The organism is Mucilaginibacter koreensis, assembly GCF_054783355.1.
The window spans coordinates 2,921,765-2,936,733 of record NZ_BAAGQS010000001.1 but is presented as its reverse complement, the minus strand read 5'-3'; the positions used below and the strand labels follow the sequence as shown (position 1 = coordinate 2,936,733).

Below are 14,969 nucleotides of genomic sequence, written 5' to 3'. Positions count from 1 at the left end.
GACAAAAAGACTTTAAAACAATAAATCGAGACCCGTTTAGCTATCTCTATACATCTTAATCCTTTATCTTTTGTCTTTCCATCCTTCGTCTAAACAAAAACTCTTATTACTTTTATAACCATGATCAGATGCCTGGTAGTTGATGATGAGCCGCTGGCTTTGCATGTATTGGAAGATTACATTGCAAAAGTGCCGTTTTTACAACTGGTAAAAGCCACCACCAACCCTATTGAGGCACTTACCCTGGTGCAGCAGGGGGCGGCCGACCTGGTACTACTGGATGTGCAAATGCCTGAATTGACCGGCCTGCAATTTTTACGCATTGCCAATGGCCGCGCCAAGGTAATACTCACTACCGCCTATCCGCAATATGCCCTTGAGGGTTATGAACTGGATGTGATAGACTACTTGCTGAAACCTATTGCTTTTGACCGCTTTTTCAAAGCCGTGCAAAAGGCGCAGGGCATGATAGAGCCTGCCGTTAAGCAGGTAGCAAAAGAAGAGCCCGCGCCGGTAGCTTATGATGATTTTCTGAGCGACTTCATCTTTGTGAAAACGGAGCATAAAATTCAGAAGGTGTACCTTAACGACATTAAATTTATTGAAGGCCTGAAAGATTACATCTCCATTTTTACACCGGCCGAGCGCATTATTACCCTGCAAGGCATGAAAAAAATGGAGGAAGCATTGCCTGAGCGTCACTTTATCCGCGTACATAAATCATATATTGTATCCCTCAGCAAAATAGACAGTATTGAGCGCAGCCGTATTTTTATTGGTGATAAAGTTATTCCTATAGGTGATACTTATCGTGATGATTTTTTTGCCATGATTGAGGATAAGAATATTAATTAACCATTACATGCCGTGGAAAAGCAGGAGTTGCCAAAGCAGCGTAAACCCTGTACTTGCGCCTGCTAATTACTGCGTGTAGTAATATCTAACAGGTAAGGTTTAAGCGGTGCGCCGTTTATATTGGTAAACCTTTCACTGGGCATTAGCTGGTAATGCTGGTTGGGTTTTATTTCCACTTCAAACGTGGCTGATTTGCCGTCATTAGCAAAGCCGATGAACCGTTTAACACGCAACAGGTGATCTATTCCCAGCGGACCCAATTCAAATCCACGGGTTTCTTTATTCATGGGTGCCGAAAACTCCAGGGTAATTTGTGTAATAGCCGGATCTACTTTTGTATCTCCGTTACTAAACGGTTTGATACCTGTAATGGCCGGGCGGCCATTTTCATACTCAAGTTTCAGCGTGGTTATAGGTTTACTAAAGTAACCGGATTGATCTACAAGGCGGCTTAATGCAGCCTCGTTATTATAATCCAGTTCTATCATTTCTTTAACGGCGGCTACTTTATGCTTTGCTTTGTTGTAATAAGCTTTACAGATGGCATAACCCACGTAATAACCTAAGTCGCGTACATTAAATTCGTTTCTGGCATTGCTGTAAAGCCAGTACCCATTTGATGCGTTGAACAATTGTTTTGAAAATGCCTGTTTAACTCTTTCCGCGTTTTTTTCTCCATAAGCTATTGCGGGTAGTTCAGACGCCTGGCCGGTTGCTTTTTCCGCCATAAATTCGGCTACACCTTCCATTACACATTGCCCCAGCAGGTAATTACATACCGTAGTTTTTTGCTGGGTATGCACATACTCGTGCACATTGGTAAATACCAACGTGTGCAGGGGGCTGGTTTTAATAAAGGCGGCTGTATTGGGTAATGTTTCAGCCAATTCTTGTGTTACCACGTGTTTATCAGCCATAGCAGTCTCACTGCCAATTAAAACCATGCGGCCTTGTGTGGTACCCGGTGACCGGAATGCACCTATTACAAAGTAAATGTCTGCAGGCTGAAGGTTGGGATATAGTGCTTTTAAACGGGCTACATTAGCTGCAATTGCATTGGCATAAGTTTTTGCCTTGTAGGTATTGGGGCGAAGGGACTTCCAGAACAATGGATACCGGTTAATGGCATCTATATAATCTTTTGTGGTGTAATCCCTGGCCTGCATCATGGCTTTAAGGCCGGGCGTGGCTTTGTTAATATACAGCTCATTCAGTAATTGGTACTGCTGCGCACTGTCTTTAACTGTACTCATACGGTCATAAGCATTCCAAAAATGATTAATGTCGGTCGTAATCAAATTAACGCTGCTCTTTTGGGCGCGGCCTGTGGTGGCAAATAATAAACAGGAAATAAAACAAAGCAGGTAAGGTTTCATGATACAATTACACAAGACACCCAAGAAATAGAAACGTGACAGTAAAGATGCATTAAAACCGAAAATAACTTATATGCAAGGACATATAAGTTTAATGCCATGCAAGGCATTAATGGAAGTCAGAATGGTAGATTTTTAATTAATGAGTTATATAATGGCAACGGATTTACCACAATATAACTCATTAATCAACATACTTAAACCAAGTTGTAAGATAAGCTTCCCGGTTCAGCAGGTGCTGCAACTTTTGCCTGCAGCCGGGTTTTTTCGCGTTTATGATAAACAATATAAGCGCCGGCGGCCAATGCAATAAAGATAAACATAGGTGCCCAGTTGCTTGCCGGTTTGCCACTGGCCGCTACGCAGTAAATAGCGCCAATCAAATCGAAAGTTAAGCCGGCGTAGGCCCACTCTTTGAGGCGGGGCAGGCCGGGTACCAAAATGGCAATTACACCTAAGGCTTTAGCCACACCTAAAAAAGGAAGCAGATAAGCAGGCAGGCTGATTTCGGCAAACCCTTTGACCGACATTTCAACCATCAAGATATTAGGAATGGCAGAGCCAAGCATTACAAAGGCAAACAGGCCCGTTAAGCTCCAGTAGAGTGCATTCAATTTCTTCATTCTGTATATGAACGGTTAAATGTTAGGTGATGACAGGTGTAGAGTTGATTAAATTACTGCTGCTGGTGATACTTTTCGTTGAAACTAATCATCCAGTTAGTGCCAAATTTATCGGTAAAGCTGCTGTATAAATCGCCCCAGAACATTAATTGCAGCGGCATGTTGATGTCGCCGCCTGTTGATAAGGCTTCATAAATACGGCGGGTTTCGGCTTCAGTTTCTGGACTGATCATGATGTAGGTGCTGTTACCCATTACCATGTTGTCACCCATCGGGCCAATCACATCAGAAGCCATTAGCATATTGGGGCCAACCGGCAGGGCAATGTGCATAATCTTATCCTGAAGGGAAGGGTCAACGCTGCCTTCGCCTGGCATGTCTTTAAAGCGCATCACCATGGCAAACTCACCGCCAAATACTGATTTGTAGAAATTAAAGGCTTCTTCTGCGTTGCCTTTGAAATTTAAATAAGGGTTTAAAGCAAACATAAGGGTAGGGGTTTATAAAAGTTAAAGGTTAATTAATTGAATTTACGTTTTAAATGCTGGTTTGATATAATCAAAGTTAAGTGGCGCGGCTCGAAACCACATGGTGCAAAAACGGCAACATAGGGTGGTATTTGCGACAAATTGCAGGCTTGCCAAAAAGTAAGATTAAATAAAAAGCGCCTTGGATGATTCCAAGGCGCTTTTTATAAAATATGAAATGAAAAAAATTATTTCAAGGTCAGTGTTGTTTTGCCCATGGTGTAACCATCAGCATACAGGATAATAGTGTAAGCTCCTTTTTGAAAGGTAGCCGGGTTAACCCAGTCAATAGTGTAAGTAGCCCCATCATCTTTAAAATCAATGGCGGTTTTGTAGGTATACTGCAAATCCTGCTCATCAGCATTGAAGGTGCCCGCATCGGTACCGGTAATGAGGTTGCCGGTAGGGTCAATTACACGGATGTAAATATCGTGCAGGCCTTTTTCGGCAATGGCGTTGGCGGCTACTGTAAAGTTAATTTTCAGCTTTTTGGCCGTCTTGGCTTTGGTTACATCGGTTTCTTTGCCATTGCCTTTAATTTTATAAGCTGTTACCTCGGCGCCGGCTACTTTAAGGGCCGATGCTACTTTAACTTTGGTAGTCAGTTCCTCGTTTTGCTTTTGCAGGGTAGTGGCCTTGGTTGATACTACAGCCAGGTTGCTTTTCAAAGTATCATTCTCTTCGGCCAGTGTTGCTTTCTGGCGTTTCAGGTCCTCAATATCAGCAGTGTATTTGGTTACGAAGTAGCGTAGTTGTTTAATATCTTCCTGGGCGTTTTTTAAATCGGCCGCGGTAAGCTTGCCTTTAGCTAACTGTACGCGCAACTCGCGTATTTTGGCCTGCAATGAATCGGTACGGGCCCGCATGGCTGAGGTCATTTTAGTTTTGCTGGCATTGGCTTCCTGTACCTGGGTTTCCAGCTGTACCTCCAGGCTGTCCAGCTCTGTTTTCAGGCGGCTTTTTTCATCTTCGCTGCGCGTAGTGATGCTGTGCACTTCCTGTTTCTTTTGCATGTACAGATATACATCTGTACCCAACAAAGCCACCAGTACAGCCACTAAAAAATAAATAACGTTAGAGTTTTTTTTAGAATTAGGGTTCTGTTGAGTTTTTACTTCCATTCGTATAAAAAAATAGTAAATAATTAACAGCAGCCTACGGGCTGTGCTTGGTTAAATGCTGCTATGTAAATTACAAATGCAGGCAAATTCAATATTTAAATTATTGTTGGGCTTTACTTCATTAACTATGTAAATACGGGTTTAAGTATTTCACACCGTAAAAAATATTGTTTTTAATGGGGCAGATGTAAAGTAACAACAGCCCTAAAGTACTATAATCAGTTAAAAAATCAAAACTTCGGCGATGTGCAGCGTACTAAAGCAGCGGTAAAAAGAGTTTGTATATCTTTGCAACTCTTTTAAAAATACGGGGTTATAGGAAGATGAATTTGACTAAACGATGGATACTGCTGCTGGCTGTTTTATTAACGCATTTTACCTTACAAGCGCAAACCGATACCATAAAACAGCTGCAGCCTGCACCCAAACGCGAATTCAGAGGGGTGTGGATAGCTACCGTAGTTAACATTGACTGGCCCCTGAATGCCAGGGCCACTGCCGAAAAACAGCAGCAGGAATTAACCAACCTGCTGGAGTTTCATCACCAAACCGGTATTAATGCTGTAATGCTGCAGGTGCGCCCTGCGGCCGATGCCCTGTATGCCAAAAGCCGCGAGCCCTGGTCAAAATACCTCACCGGCCAGCAGGGGCGCGATCCCGGGTATGACCCACTGGAACTGGCCGTTACCGAAGCGCACAAGCGCGGTATGGAGCTGCATGCCTGGTTTAACCCTTACCGGGCCACCTTTGATGGTAACTTTGCCAGCCTGAGCCCGCAGCATGTGACCAAAGTTCATCCCGACTGGTTTTTTACTTATGGGCGCATCAAACTGTTTAATCCGGGTTTGCCCGATGTACGCGAGTACATTGTGCAGGTGATACTGGATGTGGTTAAGAACTATGATGTAGACGGCATCCATATGGATGATTATTTTTACCCTTATCCTATTGCCGGGCAGCGCATTAACGATGCCGAGGCTTTTCAGAAATACGGCGGTGATTTTACCGACATCCGCGCCTGGCGCCGTAATAATGTGGATGTGCTGATTAAAATGATGGCCGACAGTATTCACAAGTACAAGCCGCAAATGAAATTCGGTATCAGTCCGTTCGGTATCTGGCAAAATGCCAATCAAAGTCCCGAAGGCTCGGCTACCAACGGCGGGGCTTCTTACGTGGAGCAGTTTGCTGATACCCGTAAATGGATTAAAGAAGGCTGGATTGATTACATTAGCCCACAGCTATACTGGCCTTTTAATAACCGCTCGGCTGCTTTTGAGAAACTGGTGGATTGGTGGAGCCTACAGGCCAACGGACATCACTTATATATAGGCCAGGCGGCCTACCGAATTAATGAGGTGCGCTCGCCCGGTTTCAGGCAACCCGACCAGTTGCCGGCACAAATCCGTTACATCCGCAACAACCCACGGGTGCAGGGAAGTATCTACTTTAGTTCGGCCTCATTGAAGCAAAACCTGTTGGGCTTTACCGACTCTCTGCGCCGGCATTATTACCAATACAAAGCCCTGCCGCCACCCATGCTATGGTTAGATTCTGTGGCGCCTAATACACCGCGCCTGCTCACTGCCCGTACCGAGCGTAACCGCGTATTGCTACACTGGACGGCACCTTTACCGGCCCGCGATAAAGAACCCGTGTATGGATATGTAGTTTATCGCTTTGAAGAAAACGAAAAGCTGGACTTCAACAGCCCGGCACATATCATCAGCATACAATACAATGCTACACCCACAGCCGAAGACGCCACTGCCCAACCTGGCAAAAAGTACATTTACGCCGTAACCGCCATTGATCGCCTCAAAAACGAGAGCGAACATTCGGAACCGTTTACGGTAACCGTTGCCCCCTAACCCCCTGAAGGGGGAACAGAAATTTGGTTAAAAGAGAAAGGACAAAAGATTGGAAGCTGTTTGCTTTGTCTTTTGTCCTTTCTCTTTTATCTGATTTCCCAAACTTCAATTCCCCCTTCAGGGGGTTAGGGGGCCATCACTGCGCCACAATTGATATCCAGTGCCTGGCCGGTGATGGAGCGCTGGCTAACCAGGTAAGTAACCAATTGTGCAATCTCCTCGGGTTGGCTCATGCGGCGCAGTGGTACGCTTTGCATAGCCATATCATAAAATTCCTGCTTGCTGATGCCAATGCCATCGGCAATACCCTGCAACCCCTCCTGCGACATTTGGGTATCCACCCAACCGGGGCAAATGGCATTCACCAAAATTTCTTCGGGTGCGTACTGTACTGCCCATGAACGCATTAAGCCCAACAGTCCGGCCTTGGAGGCACAATAAGCCGAGTAATTGGCTACGCCCAACCGCGCCAGTACCGATGAGGTGATTACCACGTGCCGGGTGCCTTCGGTTTTACGCAGTAAGGGCAAAAAGGTGTTAACAAAATTGTAAGTGCCGGTTAAGTTGGTGCTGATAATATCATCCCAGCGATCGGCTTCGCCCCAGTAATTCTCGCCACCTATACCGGCGTTGGCAATTAAGCCGTTGATCGGAATGCCGCTGCATTGGTAGGCAGCTTTTCGCAGGCTGTCTGTATGGCGTATGTCGGCACTCACTACCTGGTGGCCTGTGCCCTGCAAAATGTGTAAAGTATAGGTAAGCGCATCTGTGCTGCGGCCCAGCAACACACACCGGTGGCCTGCGGCAGCCAATTGCTGTGCTATGCTGCGGCCAATGCCGCTGCCTGCCCCGCTGATGAGGTATGTTTTTGAGGTGAGGTTCATTTTATAAAGCAATTAAATCTTTTTGCTGCAAGTTAGCCAAATACAAATCCAGTTCCTTATCGCCCATACCATAAATGGGGTACTGACGCCAAAAGTGCTCCTGCAAATGGTGTTTCTCGGTGATGCCGCTTTGGTACAGGTTGAGTAGGGCCTGCTCAACACTGTTGAAACCGTTGGCATTGGTAGTGCGGCGGTTAATGTGCGCTTCTAAAGCGGCATACAGCCAGTGCAGGTTACCCCAATACTTATTGGTGTTGAGCCATTGGCGCAGTTCGGGCAGATTATTCTTCACCAATAGCTTCCAGGCAATATCAGCCACATAAAAATCTACCTCGCTGATACTGAGGCGGCCGTCGTACAGGTTTTCCAGCTGGCTACCGTTTAATTGGCCCATGCCCCTGAAATCGGTTACCTCCGGGTAATCATCAGGGCTAATGAGGTATAAACGGGGTTGCGATAAATCAACCTGCCGCTTCAGCAATTGCATGACGGCCAGCAAATTCACCTGGCAATGTAAATCAAATTCAAACCACAGGTTGATTTCTTCGTAAGGCTCATTCAGTTTGGCCAGTTCTGTGATTACTTTTTGTTCGTAATTCTCATCAGTATCATCAAAGGTTTGGGTAATCCAGGCTTTGCGTGCTTTCCAAAATTCGGCAGTTGATACATCTTCGGCCAGCGGCCCTTCCGATAGTACCTCACGCCATATCATTACGTCGCCTTCCAGTCCGGTTTGTTCAAAGCTGTGCAGGGTAGCATCGCCGTTTAAAATATGCAATATGTTACTCATGTATAAATATAACTTATGAGTGCTGCTTTTGATTTGAGTTTTGCAGCGGCTGTAAATTTGGCAAATTAATTTAAGTTGATAATGAGGATATTAAGGGGTTTGCTATTTTATATCGCCACTATTGAACAGTTAAGTGCCGATACTTTAATCTGGCTTAGAAAAATAGCACAGGGGGTAATGAAATCAAAGTTCTACTGTGTGCAGAAAAGTTTCCCGGTTTCTACTATATCCGCGTAATCAAATATTTAATTAAATTTATTTTAAATGTTGCGTAAGTAAAGGCAAGCGGGGACCTGCTGAAGCAGGTATCAATAATCAATAATGGCTGGTTTGCTAACTTAACGTATTTCTCAATATGTGAATTATGTCTTCATCAATTGAACGTCAGGTTTGGCAGCTTAAAATATGTGTAGCCATCCTTGGAATTGCAGTAATAGTTTTGATCGCTACGGCGCTGATACCCCGGTTCAGTAAACCCGGAACCTTGACCGTGCAACGCATCAATATAGTTAACCCCGATGGTAAACCGGCCATGGTGATTAGCAACCGGCCCCGGCAGCACCCCGGGCGTATGAATAACCAAAATCTGCCGCAGCGGGATCGCCCTGCCGGTATTATATTTTTTAATGATGAAGGCGATGAGTGCGGCGGCCTGATAGCAGAAGGTAGCAAGGCATCGGCTGATATGAGTTTTACTATGGACCAGTATAAGAACGACCAGATTGTGCAGCTGAACTATAGCCAGCAGAACGGGCAGGGTAAACCGGAGCGCAGGTACGGACTCACTATTAACGATAGGGACGATTTTTCGTTATTACAACAGCTGGACTATTTCGACTCGTTAAAGCGTTTGAAGGATACTGCAGCCTTAAGTGCAGGTATTAGCCGGTTTAAAGCCGCACATCATTTGGAGAAGCGCCTCTTTTTGGGCAAAAATGGAAATGGGACGGTGGGCCTGTTCCTGAACGATAGCAAAGGAAACCCATGCCTGCAGATTTATGTAAATGAAAAAGATGAAGCCGTGGTTGAAGCCATTGACCGCCATGGTAATAAACGAAAGGTGTTATTATAGATTGCAAGCCTGAACAACCACACAAAAGCAGCGCCCCGTCGTCATCACATTAACCACGACGGGGCGCTGTTAGTTCAAATGCTTTTACAACGTCCACTCCGGCCGCTCGTAATGGCAGGTATAGCCGTAAGGATTTTTTTGCAGGTAGTCCTGATGCTCTTCTTCAGCATCCCAAAAATCGCCGGCGGGTACCACTTCGGTTACTATTTTGCCTGGCCATTTGCCCGAAGCCTCCATTTCGGCAATCAACTGCTCGGCCGTTTGGCGTTGTTCATCGTTCAGGTAAAATATGGCCGAACGGTATGACATGCCCACATCATTACCCTGGCGGTTACGGGTAGTGGGGTTATGGATCTGGAAAAAATATTCCAGCAATTTGCGGTATGATAGCTGCTCTGGATCAAACTCAATGGCAATGCCCTCGGCATGGGTGCCGTGGTTGCGGTAAGTGGCGTTAGGTACATCGCCGCCGGTATACCCTACCCGTGTAGAGATGACCCCCGGCTGATGCCTGATCAGTTCCTCCACGCCCCAAAAACATCCGCCAGCCAAAATGGCTTTTTCTGTACTCATATGGTTTCTGTATTTTAACTGCAATTTACATTATTCTGTTAAATAACGGTTTGGGCAGGATAAGGTTTATGTGCAATGACGGGTAGTTGTAAACTAATCGCATAATGGTTCAAAGTTGAAAAATTCGAACAGCAAGCCAGCATTTGCTATTTCTTCTGCTTTAAAAATGGGTTACCTCGACTTTAAAAATGTATTAAGCTTTAACTGATATACTAAACATTTGAAAAAACTGCTCAAAGTCATAATGTACACAGTGCTAAGCTTGATCGGCTTTGTGGCTGTTTACTTAATTGCTGCCTTTACTATACCAGCGATTAGTGTACCTGCGGAAGCGGAATTAGATAAAAATATTATTATCTACATTCTAACCAACGGTGTGCATACAGATGTAGTTGTTCCTTTAAAAACAGCAGAGAAGGATTGGAGCCAGGAAATTAGTTTTAATAACGTAATTAAGCCTGATACTAATGCAACATTAATAGCTTTTGGCTGGGGCGATAAGGGTTTTTATTTAAACACACCAACTTGGGCACAGCTAAAATTCAGTATTGCTTTTAAGGCAGCCTTTGGGTTAAGCAGTTCGGCCATACACGCAACGTTTTATAACCAGTTGAACGAAAACTCGTCATGCAAAAAGATTACCATCAGCAGGCAACAATATTTAAGGCTAATCAGATATATTGAAAGTAGCCTGCAAATGGATGCAAACGGAAACGTAATAAATATAAAAACCACTGCTAATTATAATGATCACGATGCTTTTTATGAGGCGAAAAGAAAATACAACATTTTTTATACCTGTAATACCTGGGCCAATAACGCGCTAAAAGCTTGTGGGCAAAAAGCATGTATATGGACACCAAGAGATAAGCCCATATTCGACAAGTACTGATCTGTACATTTTGTCGTGTTCTAATATTAATACCTTGGCTGTATAAAGTTAGAAATTTCGAACAGCTGGGAAGCTGCTCCCTTAGTTTGGATGTGGCTGACTTCTAAAATCGGTGATGGTTTTGCCATCGTACCGGTACACCCCGTTGATAGACCCGAACCAAATACTTCCATCGCTGGCTTCGAGTATTCCACACAGCATTTTTTTTACCGACATGATGTCGGTAACTATGGGTATCTTGTCGTACAATGATTTGTGCTCATAACGTGAAAATATCCAGTTGTCCACCCCATCGTGACGCGAACTGCCGGTCGTCCAGATATTCCCTTCTTTATCCTCTATGATTGCAGTAGCATCCCGGTTGGCTGCTTTGGTAAAAGTGCGGCCATCATACCGCCAAAGACCGTTGGAAACGAACAGTGTATTGCCCTTCTTATCGTCGATGATGGATGCACCGAACCAAATATTACCCTTTCTATCCTCCATAATCGACCACACATTGTAAAAGGCTTTCCCCTCTTTGTTTTTAAGCACGGAGAATGTCTGCCCATCATAAACGCAAGCGTCTCCACTTGTGCCCAGCCACAACTTCCCGGTCCGGTCTTCTATGACCGTATGTATGCTGTTATTGGAAAGTCCGTCCTGAGTGCTGAAATTCCGGAAAGATTGACCGTCATAGCGGCTGAGTCCATTCCCGGTGCCGAACCACAGGTGCCCCGCCTTATCTTCACAAATGGAAAAGACGCTATTACTCGCCAACCCTTCTCTGGTGGTAAAATGATAAAACGATTGACCGCTATATCGATACACTCCTGAATCTGTTGTTGCTATCCAGAGATGGCCCAGTCGGTCTTCCAGCACATTCCAGTATCTGCGCGGGCCTAATTTAGTAGTCAAATTCCTGAAGGAGTGGCCGTCATAGCTAAAGATGCCGGCAAACGATGCCGCCATAAGAATGGTGCCGTTTCTGCCCTGTATGATATTCCGGATCATCTTGCTCGGCCCAAAGGATGAAACAGGGTCTTTTACCGCATAATTACTGGTATCCTGATGTAATGTGGGTTTGTTCTGACCACAGCAGGTACAGGAAATAAAGGCAAATAACACAGCGTAAAAGGGGGCGTATTTCATTATTGATTGATTTAAATATGGGGCAGTAGATTACGGGTGTATGATGACGTTGCAGCTTATTAACCTACACTTGCAGGACAAGGTGAGCTAAAGTAAGCGCCTTTCATCAAATTAAAAAAGATTACATTGTAAATAAAAGTGTGAACTATCATTCGATGAGATGCCGAGTACTCATCATCACACATCCAGAAAAGGAAATACCTGTCGGAGGCTCCTGCTGTGCGAAGTTTATAACTTCGAACGCCTATGCCTGTAGATTATAACTACAGTAACAATCCTACCAAACCTTCACTAAAAAACTACTGACACGTTGATGCCACTGCTGCGGGTGCTGCGTAGTGCTGCCGTGCTGCATCCGCTGCGCGCAACACCCACGCAGCACCTGCTTTACTCGCCCAGCAGGGCCCGCAAACTTTCAATGGTATCGGCTTCCTCCTTCGGCTTGTCATGCCGCCAGCGTAGTATGCGCGGAAAGCGCAGGGCTACGCCCGATTTATGGCGGGTGGATTTGTTAATGCCTTCAAAACCTATTTCAAATACCAGCTCCGGCTTTACGGTACGCACCGGGCCGAACTTTTCAATGGTGTTGCGCTTCACAAAGGCATCCACCTTGTTGATCTCTGTATCGGTAAGGCCGGAGTATGCTTTGGCGAAGGGCACCAGCTTGTCGCCATCCCAAACGGCAAAGGTATAGTCGGTATACAGGTCGGCCCGGCGACCGTGGCCTTTCTGGGCATAAATCATTACGGCATCTACCGAGAGCGGGTCAATTTTCCATTTCCACCAGTCGCCCCGGCGGCGGCCCACCTGGTAGTGGGCGCTCTTGCGCTTCAGCATCAACCCCTCAGCAATCATCGCTCGTGATTGCTCACGGATACCGGCCAGCTGTTCCCAAGTATCAAACTCCACCAGTTGCGATATGCGGAACAATTCCTGGTATGAAGTAGCCGCCTGCAAGCCTTCCAGTAGTTGGCGGCGCTCGGTTTGAGTTTTATAGCGGATGTCTTCGCCATCATACTCTAAACAATCATAAGCAATTACGGCTACCGGGCTTTCCTCCATAATTTTTTTGGTGAGGTTTTTACGCCCGATGCGGGTTTGCAAAAAGCTGAAGGGCAGGGGTTGGCCTTCTTTAAAACTCAGCAGCTCGCCGTCAATCACCGTACCGTTAGGTAGTTCATGTAAAAAGGCATGCAGTTCCGGAAACTTATCAGTAGCCAAATCCTCACCCCGGCTCCAGATGAAAATTTGATCATCACGCTTAATCAATTGGGCGCGGATGCCATCCCATTTCCATTCTACCTGCCATTCGGCGGCATCGCCTAAAGCGTTCTGCAAATCTTCATGCGTTTTCTGGCGTTCCGAGGTTTCCTGAATGGGATAAGCCAGAAAGAAAGGATAGGGGCGCGATACATCATCCAGTGCGCCACCGGGTTCAATCAATTCGGTAAACTGGTATACTTCCGGCTTCCAGTTGCCCATAATGCGGTGGGTGAGTACGGAGGCCTCCATGCCGGTCACCTCGGCCAGTGCTTTAATTACCAGGTTTTGAGATACCCCTACTCGGAAACTGCCGGTTAATATCTTATTGAACACAAAACGCTCCTGTGCATCCAGCGCCGCCCATGATTCCAGCAGCCAGGCTTTGCGCATTTCTTCGGGCAGATCGCCCAGGGCAGTAATTTCACCCATCCACTCGGTGAGGGTTTTGTTGCTGCTTTGGTCGTGCTGGGGCAGCAGCAGGGCAATAGTTTCAGCCAGGTCGCCTACCACATGGTAGCTTTCCTCAAACAACCAGGCGGGTATGTGCGAGGCCTCAATGGCCCAGTTGCGTATCTGCGTGGCGTTGATCTGTCGCTTGGGGTTGCGGCCGGTAAACAGGGCCAGCATATACATTTTATCGGTATCGGGTACGGTGTTGAAATATTCCTTGATGACCCGTACCTTTTCGTTGGTCTTATTCGTCTCGTCGAGCGAGGTAAACAGTTGGGCAAAGTTTCTCATTTGGCTTCGGCTCCTTTCATGGCTTGGGCCAAATCCTGTTCCTGGTCATTGGGCTGAGAACCGGCTTCCTCGGCTGGCACCTCGTTGGCAGCTAAACCTTCGTCATTACCATATAGCGTGTGTACCTCGTGTGCGTCAAAGCCAATGCCGCTTAGGTAGCGGGCAAAACTGGCGGTATAACCGTGAGTAAGGTATACTTTTTCGCAGCCGGTGGCATCAATGGCGCTTACGAGGCCATCCCAGTCGGCATGGTCAGAGAGGATAAAACCGCGGTCGGCCGCACGGCGGCGCTTGGCTCCGCGCAGGGCCATCCAACCGGAACAATAACCAAAGCTATAGGGCTGAAACTTGCGCATCCAGGGCGTGCCTACAGCTGATGGCGGTGCAATCACAATTCCTTTGCGTATGGCCTCCTTATTACTTTCGGGCGTAATACGCTCAGTAGGGTTCAGGATGATGCCATTACGGCGCAGTGCTTCATTGGTGTTTTCAATCACACCATGTGTGTATATTTTACCGATGGACAGATCCAGATTTTGTAAAATGCGTTGCGCTTTGCCTAAAGAGTAGCCTACGATTACGGTAGCCAGGTTATTTTCTACATTATGTTGCCACCAGCGGTTTACATCCTCAAACAACTGTGGTTGCGGCTTCCATTTGTAGACGGGCATACCAAAGGTACATTCAGAAATAAAATGGTGACAGCGCACCGGTTCAAAGGGAGTGCAAACACCATCATCCTCCACTTTATAATCGCCTGATACCACCCACACCTCGCCTTGGCTTTCCACCCGTATCTGTGCTGAGCCGATGACATGGCCGGCTGGGTACATGGTAATCTGCACCCCGTTTTTATACACCGTTTCGCCATACTCTACCGTTTGCAGGTTAATCTCGCCCAAACGGTAGCGCAGTACCTCGCGCGATAAATGGTGAGCCAGGTAATGGTTGTGGCCGGCATAAGCATGGTCGGAGTGAGCATGGGTGATGACGGCATCGTTTACAGGTTTCCAGGGATCAATATAAAACTTGCCTTTGCTGCAGTAAATGCCTTTGTCGGTAAATTCAAGTAAGGGTGCTTTAGCCATTAATTAAACAACCTTTGAACGGCTGCTTTGGTTTTAGAAGCACAGGGTGCTGTTATATAGCGCCGGTAGTTTGCAGATTATTTTTCAGTAAAATTACTCACATAAAAAAAAGCGCCAAAGCCTTACCATAACAGTAAGGTTTTGGCGCTTAACAGCACTCTT

General features: G+C 46.1%; 14 protein-coding genes. 4 read left to right on the top strand and 10 right to left on the bottom strand.

What is annotated here, in order from left to right; all coding sequences use genetic code 11:
* The first annotated feature begins 120 nt into the window (after positions 1-120).
* Positions 121-855, top strand: a complete 735-nt coding sequence (locus tag ACYVNW_RS13175; protein ID WP_460680339.1) for a LytR/AlgR family response regulator transcription factor — start codon at positions 121-123, stop codon at positions 853-855.
* 62 nt (positions 856-917) lie between these two features.
* On the opposite strand, the gene ACYVNW_RS13170 is transcribed toward ACYVNW_RS13175, so the two are convergent.
* From ACYVNW_RS13170 to ACYVNW_RS13155, 4 genes are all read right to left on the bottom strand, one after another.
* Complete coding sequence (locus tag ACYVNW_RS13170; protein WP_460680338.1) at positions 918-2,231, bottom strand: DUF2268 domain-containing putative Zn-dependent protease; 1,314 nt, start codon at positions 2,229-2,231, stop codon at positions 918-920.
* A gap of 197 nt (positions 2,232-2,428) precedes the next feature.
* On the bottom strand, positions 2,429-2,854 hold the full coding sequence (locus tag ACYVNW_RS13165) for a DoxX family protein (protein WP_460680337.1): 426 nt from the start codon (positions 2,852-2,854) through the stop codon (positions 2,429-2,431).
* Positions 2,855-2,907: 53 nt separating this feature from the next.
* Complete coding sequence (locus tag ACYVNW_RS13160) at positions 2,908-3,342, bottom strand: VOC family protein (RefSeq protein WP_460680336.1); 435 nt, start codon at positions 3,340-3,342, stop codon at positions 2,908-2,910.
* A 227-nt stretch (positions 3,343-3,569) separates the two neighbouring features.
* Positions 3,570-4,502 carry a hypothetical protein gene (locus ACYVNW_RS13155; RefSeq protein ID WP_460680335.1) on the bottom strand — a complete coding sequence of 311 codons (933 nt, stop codon included), beginning with the start codon at positions 4,500-4,502 and terminating at the stop codon, positions 3,570-3,572.
* A 323-nt stretch (positions 4,503-4,825) separates the two neighbouring features.
* Between ACYVNW_RS13155 and ACYVNW_RS13150 the strand changes: the two genes are divergently transcribed.
* Positions 4,826-6,373, top strand: a complete 1,548-nt coding sequence (locus tag ACYVNW_RS13150; protein ID WP_460680334.1) for a glycoside hydrolase family 10 protein — start codon at positions 4,826-4,828, stop codon at positions 6,371-6,373.
* A gap of 125 nt (positions 6,374-6,498) precedes the next feature.
* Here the strand turns inward: ACYVNW_RS13150 and ACYVNW_RS13145 are convergent, their stop codons facing one another.
* Positions 6,499-7,257: an SDR family NAD(P)-dependent oxidoreductase gene (locus ACYVNW_RS13145; protein WP_460680333.1), complete on the bottom strand. Its 759-nt coding sequence runs from the start codon at positions 7,255-7,257 to the stop codon at positions 6,499-6,501.
* 1 nt (position 7,258) lies between these two features.
* Positions 7,259-8,047: a DUF1835 domain-containing protein gene (locus tag ACYVNW_RS13140; protein ID WP_460680332.1), complete on the bottom strand. Its 789-nt coding sequence runs from the start codon at positions 8,045-8,047 to the stop codon at positions 7,259-7,261.
* Positions 8,048-8,411: 364 nt separating this feature from the next.
* Here ACYVNW_RS13140 and ACYVNW_RS13135 point away from each other — a divergent pair, with 364 nt between their 5' ends.
* Positions 8,412-9,119 (top strand): hypothetical protein, encoded by a 708-nt coding sequence (locus ACYVNW_RS13135; RefSeq protein ID WP_460680331.1) that lies wholly within the window; start codon positions 8,412-8,414, stop codon positions 9,117-9,119.
* Between the two features lie 84 nt (positions 9,120-9,203).
* On the opposite strand, the gene msrA is transcribed toward ACYVNW_RS13135, so the two are convergent.
* A complete protein-coding gene (gene msrA / locus ACYVNW_RS13130) occupies positions 9,204-9,692 on the bottom strand; it encodes a peptide-methionine (S)-S-oxide reductase MsrA (protein WP_460680330.1) in 489 nt (162 codons plus the stop codon).
* Between the two features lie 244 nt (positions 9,693-9,936).
* Between msrA and ACYVNW_RS13125 the strand changes: the two genes are divergently transcribed.
* Positions 9,937-10,584 (top strand): TIGR02117 family protein, encoded by a 648-nt coding sequence (locus ACYVNW_RS13125; protein ID WP_460680329.1) that lies wholly within the window; start codon positions 9,937-9,939, stop codon positions 10,582-10,584.
* A gap of 81 nt (positions 10,585-10,665) precedes the next feature.
* On the opposite strand, the gene ACYVNW_RS13120 is transcribed toward ACYVNW_RS13125, so the two are convergent.
* The 3 genes from ACYVNW_RS13120 to ACYVNW_RS13110 all read right to left on the bottom strand — a co-directional run bounded on the left by ACYVNW_RS13120 (position 10,666) and on the right by ACYVNW_RS13110 (position 14,807).
* Positions 10,666-11,715, bottom strand: coding sequence for a ligand-binding sensor domain-containing protein (locus tag ACYVNW_RS13120; protein WP_460680328.1), 1,050 nt, complete (start codon positions 11,713-11,715; stop codon positions 10,666-10,668).
* A 387-nt stretch (positions 11,716-12,102) separates the two neighbouring features.
* Positions 12,103-13,719: an ATP-dependent DNA ligase gene (locus tag ACYVNW_RS13115; RefSeq protein WP_460680327.1), complete on the bottom strand. Its 1,617-nt coding sequence runs from the start codon at positions 13,717-13,719 to the stop codon at positions 12,103-12,105.
* Complete coding sequence (locus ACYVNW_RS13110) at positions 13,716-14,807, bottom strand: ligase-associated DNA damage response exonuclease (protein WP_460680326.1); 1,092 nt, start codon at positions 14,805-14,807, stop codon at positions 13,716-13,718. The genes ACYVNW_RS13115 and ACYVNW_RS13110 overlap by 4 nt, the downstream gene beginning before the upstream one ends.
* Positions 14,808-14,969 lie beyond the last annotated feature (162 nt).

Coding starts and splice junctions, on each gene's coding strand:
- ACYVNW_RS13175 (WP_460680339.1), top strand. CDS start 121: ATGATCAGATGCCTGGTAGTTGATGATGAGCCGCTGGCTTTGCATGTA.
- ACYVNW_RS13170 (WP_460680338.1), bottom strand. CDS start 2,231: ATGAAACCTTACCTGCTTTGTTTTATTTCCTGTTTATTATTTGCCACC.
- ACYVNW_RS13165 (WP_460680337.1), bottom strand. CDS start 2,854: ATGAAGAAATTGAATGCACTCTACTGGAGCTTAACGGGCCTGTTTGCC.
- ACYVNW_RS13160 (WP_460680336.1), bottom strand. CDS start 3,342: ATGTTTGCTTTAAACCCTTATTTAAATTTCAAAGGCAACGCAGAAGAA.
- ACYVNW_RS13155 (WP_460680335.1), bottom strand. CDS start 4,502: ATGGAAGTAAAAACTCAACAGAACCCTAATTCTAAAAAAAACTCTAAC.
- ACYVNW_RS13150 (WP_460680334.1), top strand. CDS start 4,826: ATGAATTTGACTAAACGATGGATACTGCTGCTGGCTGTTTTATTAACG.
- ACYVNW_RS13145 (WP_460680333.1), bottom strand. CDS start 7,257: ATGAACCTCACCTCAAAAACATACCTCATCAGCGGGGCAGGCAGCGGC.
- ACYVNW_RS13140 (WP_460680332.1), bottom strand. CDS start 8,047: ATGAGTAACATATTGCATATTTTAAACGGCGATGCTACCCTGCACAGC.
- ACYVNW_RS13135 (WP_460680331.1), top strand. CDS start 8,412: ATGTCTTCATCAATTGAACGTCAGGTTTGGCAGCTTAAAATATGTGTA.
- msrA (WP_460680330.1), bottom strand. CDS start 9,692: ATGAGTACAGAAAAAGCCATTTTGGCTGGCGGATGTTTTTGGGGCGTG.
- ACYVNW_RS13125 (WP_460680329.1), top strand. CDS start 9,937: ATGTACACAGTGCTAAGCTTGATCGGCTTTGTGGCTGTTTACTTAATT.
- ACYVNW_RS13120 (WP_460680328.1), bottom strand. CDS start 11,715: ATGAAATACGCCCCCTTTTACGCTGTGTTATTTGCCTTTATTTCCTGT.
- ACYVNW_RS13115 (WP_460680327.1), bottom strand. CDS start 13,719: ATGAGAAACTTTGCCCAACTGTTTACCTCGCTCGACGAGACGAATAAG.
- ACYVNW_RS13110 (WP_460680326.1), bottom strand. CDS start 14,807: ATGGCTAAAGCACCCTTACTTGAATTTACCGACAAAGGCATTTACTGC.